The 5,778-nt window shown below is 62.9% G+C and carries 5 protein-coding genes and 2 pseudogenes; all 7 read left to right on the forward strand.

Annotated features, from left to right (window positions below; genetic code table 11):
• A pseudogene (locus AC1DVN_RS30665) lies at positions 1-1,980 on the forward strand (hypothetical protein); the annotation flags it as partial.
• On the forward strand, positions 1,980-2,528 hold the full coding sequence (locus AC1DVN_RS30670; RefSeq protein ID WP_477848224.1) for a hypothetical protein: 549 nt from the start codon (positions 1,980-1,982) through the stop codon (positions 2,526-2,528). The pseudogene AC1DVN_RS30665 and the gene AC1DVN_RS30670, both read left to right, overlap by 1 nt.
• A 71-nt stretch (positions 2,529-2,599) precedes the next feature.
• Positions 2,600-2,878: a zinc-ribbon domain-containing protein gene (locus AC1DVN_RS30675; RefSeq protein WP_477848226.1), complete on the forward strand. Its 279-nt coding sequence runs from the start codon at positions 2,600-2,602 to the stop codon at positions 2,876-2,878.
• Between the two features lie 74 nt (positions 2,879-2,952).
• Complete coding sequence (locus AC1DVN_RS30680) at positions 2,953-3,426, forward strand: hypothetical protein (RefSeq protein WP_477848228.1); 474 nt, start codon at positions 2,953-2,955, stop codon at positions 3,424-3,426.
• Positions 3,427-3,544: 118 nt separating this feature from the next.
• Positions 3,545-4,321: a hypothetical protein gene (locus AC1DVN_RS30685; RefSeq protein WP_477848230.1), complete on the forward strand. Its 777-nt coding sequence runs from the start codon at positions 3,545-3,547 to the stop codon at positions 4,319-4,321.
• Between the two features lie 161 nt (positions 4,322-4,482).
• A pseudogene (locus AC1DVN_RS30690) lies at positions 4,483-5,500 on the forward strand (ATP-binding cassette domain-containing protein); the annotation flags it as partial.
• The coding region (locus AC1DVN_RS30695; protein WP_477994810.1) for a hypothetical protein at positions 5,497-5,778 on the forward strand (282 nt) is incomplete at its 3' end. The pseudogene AC1DVN_RS30690 and the gene AC1DVN_RS30695, both read left to right, overlap by 4 nt.

Here is a 5,778-nt window from a genome sequence, read left to right on the forward strand (position 1 = left end):
GAGATCATCAACCCGTGCCTGAGTGCGCCGTCCACGACGGCGACAGCTGCGCCGACGACCACGGTCGGGCTCCCCGGCGCGCAGGCTCCAGGCGGTGGCCCGAACGTCGGCGCGAATGCTCCGACGAACTTCCCCACCTACAACGGCACGCCCATCGTCCCAGTTCCTACGATCGAGGTTCCGCCTATTGCTTCCGAGTCCCCGACCTCGGAGAACGGTGCCGGCGCACCCCCTGATGCGTCGCCGCCGCAGGTTCCCTCACCCACATCCACGCTCAACCCCATCCCGGGTGAGGGAACCACCCCCGATCGCGGCCTCGGACCCTTCCCTGCAGCGTCACCGAATGCTGTTCCCGGACAGCCGGAATCGACTCCGACGGTGGCGACCTCGGGGCTCGACGACGATAACGGACGCGACCGCTACCTCGAACTTGTGTTGGTCGGCGCCGCAGGTTTCACTGCCGCCGGTATCGGAGTACGGGGGAGGCCCGGACCGTTCAGTGCGCGTGAGAGCGGGAAGGTCACTCCGCTACCGCAGACGTCGATGAGCGGTCTCGGATCGGGTGGAATCTTCCGTCCGGGGTACGAGGAATTGACGGTGGTGTGGCCTGGCGGTGCGGAGCAGACGTTCGATCTTCTCAACGGGCCGGAATCACCTCGTGAGTACTTCTTCCCGAAGAAGGTTCCCCCGGGTGGTCATATGCGTGTCAACGCAGACGGCTCCGCTGACATCCTCGACGTGAACGGCGCCGTGGTCTCGCACGAGGCTCCGCCGTGGGCGTACGACGCTCTGGGCCGTCCGGTGCCGACATGGTACGAGGTCGCCGACGATGGAACCACCTTGGTTCAGCACATCGAGCCCGGTCCGGATGTGCTGTATCCGATCTTCGCGGACGGCCTAGACGGCGGCACCAACGAGGCTACCGGGCATCAGATCTCTGCGGTCGAACTGTCGAACGGGCAGGAAGCGATCACGGGACAGTCGGGCGGTATCGCGGTGGTGGGCACCCCCGATGACGGGCACTCGGCGTATGTGCCGAACCCGGAGACGATCAAGCCGGATGCCCCGATGACCGTCGATCAAGGTGACGGCACCACCAACAACTACACCAAACCTGGTGATTCGGCCGATGCAGGGTTGGAGGTCACGAACGTGCCCACCACGCAGGCTCTGGACACGATGGCCGCTGAGCAGGAGCACGCGAACCAGGAAGCCGCAGCAGCGGCCGAGCAGGCGGCCATCGACCGCGAAATACTCGAAGTCGAACGCGAGACAAGTGAACAGGAGGACGAACCGGGTCTGGCGCGGCGGGTATGGGACAACGTCTGGGATTTCGGCGACGAAGCCCTCGATGTCACCGGCGACGCTGCCGGGGCCTTCGCGCAGGCGATGCTCGACAATCCGGCCGCCGCCGCATCGATTGTCGGTGGAATGATCCTGGCCGGTCTGGGCGGCACGGTGGAGGGCGGGGGCGTCTTGCTCGATGCGACCGGTATCGGACTACCGGCCGGGTTGGCGCTCAACGCTGTTGGTGCCGCGGCGATCGCAGGCGGCGCCGCCTTCGCGGGTGCTGGGATGGCCGAGGTCGCCCCCGACATCGCAACCAACTTCGAGGCCCGCCGCTCCGGGAATGGGACTTCCGGTAATTCGGGCAGTACCCCGAAACCGAGTCCTAGCGCGCAAACCGCACCCAATGGGGAGATGCTAGGCCAGAGCGGAACACAACTACCCGGCAGCAGAACCATGACCGACAAGATTCCACCGAACGGCCCGTACTATCGGATCGATATCGAAAACCCTGCCCCAGGCGTGCGGGCTGGACAGATGCACTTGCAGGATGATCGCGGTGGGAAGTACTACTACAACTTCAACACCCAAGAATTCGAAGGCGCACCCCAGTCTTTGATCAAGAAGATCCAGGGCGACAACGCCTACCAGAACGCGTTGAACAAAGGCGCACGCTTCCTAGGAGTGAACTGATGCTGGTCGAAAGCAAGCCCTGGCCGAGTATGCCTGCCCTCGACCTGGAAGTTCACGCGCCTCGGATGGTCACGGGGCAGGAGATTCGTGTCATTGGAGTTTCCTTCGGCGCAGAAGGTGATTCCCTTGTCATCGATGCCCTTCTATGTGGTGCGCCCAGAATCTTGTTCAACGTGGCGTCGATGCCGTTGGCAGTGGTGTCGAAGGAATCGGACGGGCATCCGATCGTCTATGGCGTCGACGGGATGCTCCCAGACGGCGGTATCGAGGAAATCCCGCTCCTGCCGGGGCTTCCGGACGGGCCGATGACGTTGTATCGCGCTGGGCTGGTGTTGGGCGGCGATTTCCGCGTCCAAGCCCAGACACACCGTGTGGTGGACGGGATCGTGTACTTCTCGCTGCATTGCCGCACCGAGGACGGGGCGCTGGTGGACTACGCCGTCGCCTCCGTTGCCGTCGATCTCATTCGCCGCCGTCCCGACGGTGCCCTCGACATCGACGTCGTCGATACCACCGATGACGCCGACGCCGGGGATACGCACGCGTAGTAACCACTGCTAGGTGGTCTTGAAAAGTACTGGGGCGGAGCATGTTCGCTGCTCACCAGAGGAGAAATCGGATGCTGATCTTCGGAACACGCACGAAAACAACCTTCATCGCGGCACTGTTCTTTACCTGTCACCTGTGCCGGGTCACTGCGGCGCAGCGGCTGCATCGCCGGCGTACGTGGTTCGCCCTGTTCTTCCTCCCGATTTTCCCGTTCGGGCACGGACACGATTTCATGGCGTGCGCACATTGCGGGCAGACCACCGCCCTCTCTCGTGCCGATGCTGAACGTTTCGCTGCCGACGCCGCGAAGTACGAGGCGCAACGCCGAAGCACCGAAACACTCGGATGAAAATACCCACCGGCACGCCACGATCGACTGGACGCGCCCACGCTTCGACGGCTGGATTCGAGGGAGAAATTAGGGTGTCAGAACAGCTTTCGCTCACCCATATTCGGCGGTGTGTTGTCGGTGAGCGGATCACCGGGGTCAGGCGCGTCTACTACGTTCTCGGAAATGTGATCCAGTCGTGGAACGGTCCGGTCGAGGTGACAGTTGCTGGTCGGGAGGCTTTCGTGTTCGACGCGGGCCCTGACGGAGAAGAATTGGTGTGCCGGGAAGGTCCGTGGCTCGACCCGTTCGAGGATGGGGGTGTCGGCGGCGATCGCGAACTCGGCGCTGAGAATGCGGGGTATGTAGCTGAATACGGAAAATGGACGGTGTTCGATGCGGGGGACGATTCTGAGTTTCGGGCGATAGTAGGGCACAGGATCGAAGCGCTTACCGTCGACACTGTGGGTGACGGCAAACCTGTCACTGCAGTGTTCGATCTGGGTGATCGTAGTGTCGTGCTGGCGGCAATGGGAGACGAGCTGGTTACCACCGTGCGGGCGCGATGAAAACCTCTGCAGGCACTGGTGATCGAATTGTGAAACGCAATGCGCCTACTCGGCTACCGAATATGCGACCCGCAAATCAGCGAACGATTCGCCTGAGCCGCGACGGAAAGGAGTGAAAATGCCGTCGACATCACTGCGCCGAACCATGACGGACGGACTGACCCTGAGAGCCATCTCGCCTGAGGGGCCGCCAGCATCCGAAAGTGTCACCGCCGCTCTCGTTGTTCGTTCGCTGCAGTTACTTCGCGACATCGACCCGGTCTTCGGTGTCGACCTCTATCAGTCGGTAGGCGACGATCTCCCGCCCGAGGCGACGGTCGAGCAGATACTCGCCTCGAACGTTCGGCAGATCCTGGTGCCGCCGACGGAAGAATCGATCGAAGCCACATTGATCGAGAAGCGGCGATCACGCCACGCCACCGGTGGGATGTATCCACTCTCGCTCCCACAACACCTAAGCCTGTACTCGAATGCCGGCGATATTCACGTGGTGGCCGGTTTCGGGGGCACTTCAGGGACGGGAAGTTTCATCTGCACTTTCGCCGACGAATCTCGGATCACACTGGCATTGAACCTCGTTCAAGGGCTGACTGATATCTGGGATGCCCCCACAGCGGTCCTCTACCGGCGAGCTGAGTCGCGGGTTCAGAGTTACGTGCCCGGCGGTGCGACGATCGGCAGCTGCACCTATTTGGGTCAAGAGTTCCCCGTCGACGAAACCCAGCTCCCGCCCACCGTGGAGGCATTTCCGTATCGGGGCGGCACCGTGGTCATCCAGCGCGATCTGTCCGCGCCGTTGACTGCCGATGACATCCGCAGCATCCGTGCCGCGGCAAGCCTGCCCACCGAACGACGGGAGATCAGGCTACCGAAAGGCTCACGACTGGTGCTATAGATCTTCGTAGCGCTGAAGCGGGAGCTGCCCTGCCGGAACGACTCCCATCGCATGGCCGCAGATTGACGGACTTGCCGGGGATATCGGGAGGGGCGACCTGGGGTTCGTGAAGGGTTCGATAGCGATCGCCATCAGGGTGGGGATCGGGTTCTTCAGAGGAGCGCCAAGGAGGCGTCGTTGTCGTCACCCACGACCGCGCACTGCTCTCCGATATCGCGGAGACCATCGTGGACCTCGACCCCTCACCCGATGACCGGATCCGCCTGTACGGCAACGGTTATACCGGATATCGCGAGGGTCGACTCGCCGAAGGCGCACTCTGGGAACAAGAGTACGACCGTCAACAGGACGAGCATGCCCGACTGAAAGACAGTCTCAGCGCGGCCCAGAATCGCCTGCAGTCCGGGGGGCGACCGGAGAAGGGTACGAACAAGCACGGACGCGCGACCCGAGCAGGCGGGCTCGTACAGAGCGTTCATCGCCGCCAGGAGCAGCTCGAAGCGCACGCGGTGACGATGCCGGAACCACCGCAACAGTTCAGATTTCCTGAACTCCTGCCGAATACCGGTTCCGTGTTGTTGAGCGCAGATCAGATCACCGCTAAGGAACGCGTGACGTGTGAGGTGTCGTTTGCCCTCTCTCGCGGCGACCGGCTCGTCGTGACCGGCCCCAACGGGGCGGGGAAATCGACGCTACTGAGCGTGCTCGCCAGCGAGCTGCACCCCAGTACAGGCTTCGTTCGGAGGCCACCGGGCATCCGTCTCGGATATTTGCGCCAGGAGACCGATCTTCCTTTGCATCGGCGGGCCGGTGAGGCTTTCTCCGCACACCTCGATGCGCTTGTCACGGCGGGTCTCCTCGATTCGTCGGACGCAATCGGGCTCTCGCACCTCGGTCTTCTTCGTGCGTGAATCGAGCAAGCGGATCGGTGAACTGTCGATGGGGCAGCAACGTCGTCTCGACCTGGCGATGGTACTTGCGACCAAACCGCACGTACTGCTCCTCGACGAGCCGACCAACCACCTTTCGGTCGCCCTCGTAGACGAACTCACAGACGCTCTGGCCGCAACCCGCGCAGCGGTCGTTCTCTCCACCCACGACCGCCAGCTCCTTCGCGACGTAAGCGACTGGTCCCCACTGCAACTGACCGCAATAACGGTGAGCGAGGCATCGGTGTGAGCAGCAACAACGCCGATGCACTGCGAGTACTAGCTCCGCTGGCCGGGCGAACACCGGAGCCACACTTGCCCGCGATGCAATCGGCAGCCCTGAAATCGAACCAGTCGGCGGTCTTCGCGGTAGACGAGCTTCGCTGGTACCGTCGATGTCATGACTCTGCTGAAAGGCGCGTGAGCGCCGACCTCGGGCGCAGGTTCCTGCGCCCTCGATATGTCTTCTTCGCCGCTGCTCACCTGTGGGTGGTTGACGAGCGTCAACCCGTTGCGGCACTGATTGAT

Source organism: Rhodococcus sp. P4_E4 (genome assembly GCF_056401575.1).

Bases quoted from the DNA above. Each gene is read 5' to 3' on its own strand.
- AC1DVN_RS30685 (WP_477848230.1), top strand. From the start codon at position 3,545: ATGCCGTCGACATCACTGCGCCGAACCATGACGGACGGACTGACCCTG.
- AC1DVN_RS30675 (WP_477848226.1), top strand. From the start codon at position 2,600: ATGCTGATCTTCGGAACACGCACGAAAACAACCTTCATCGCGGCACTG.
- AC1DVN_RS30670 (WP_477848224.1), top strand. From the start codon at position 1,980: ATGCTGGTCGAAAGCAAGCCCTGGCCGAGTATGCCTGCCCTCGACCTG.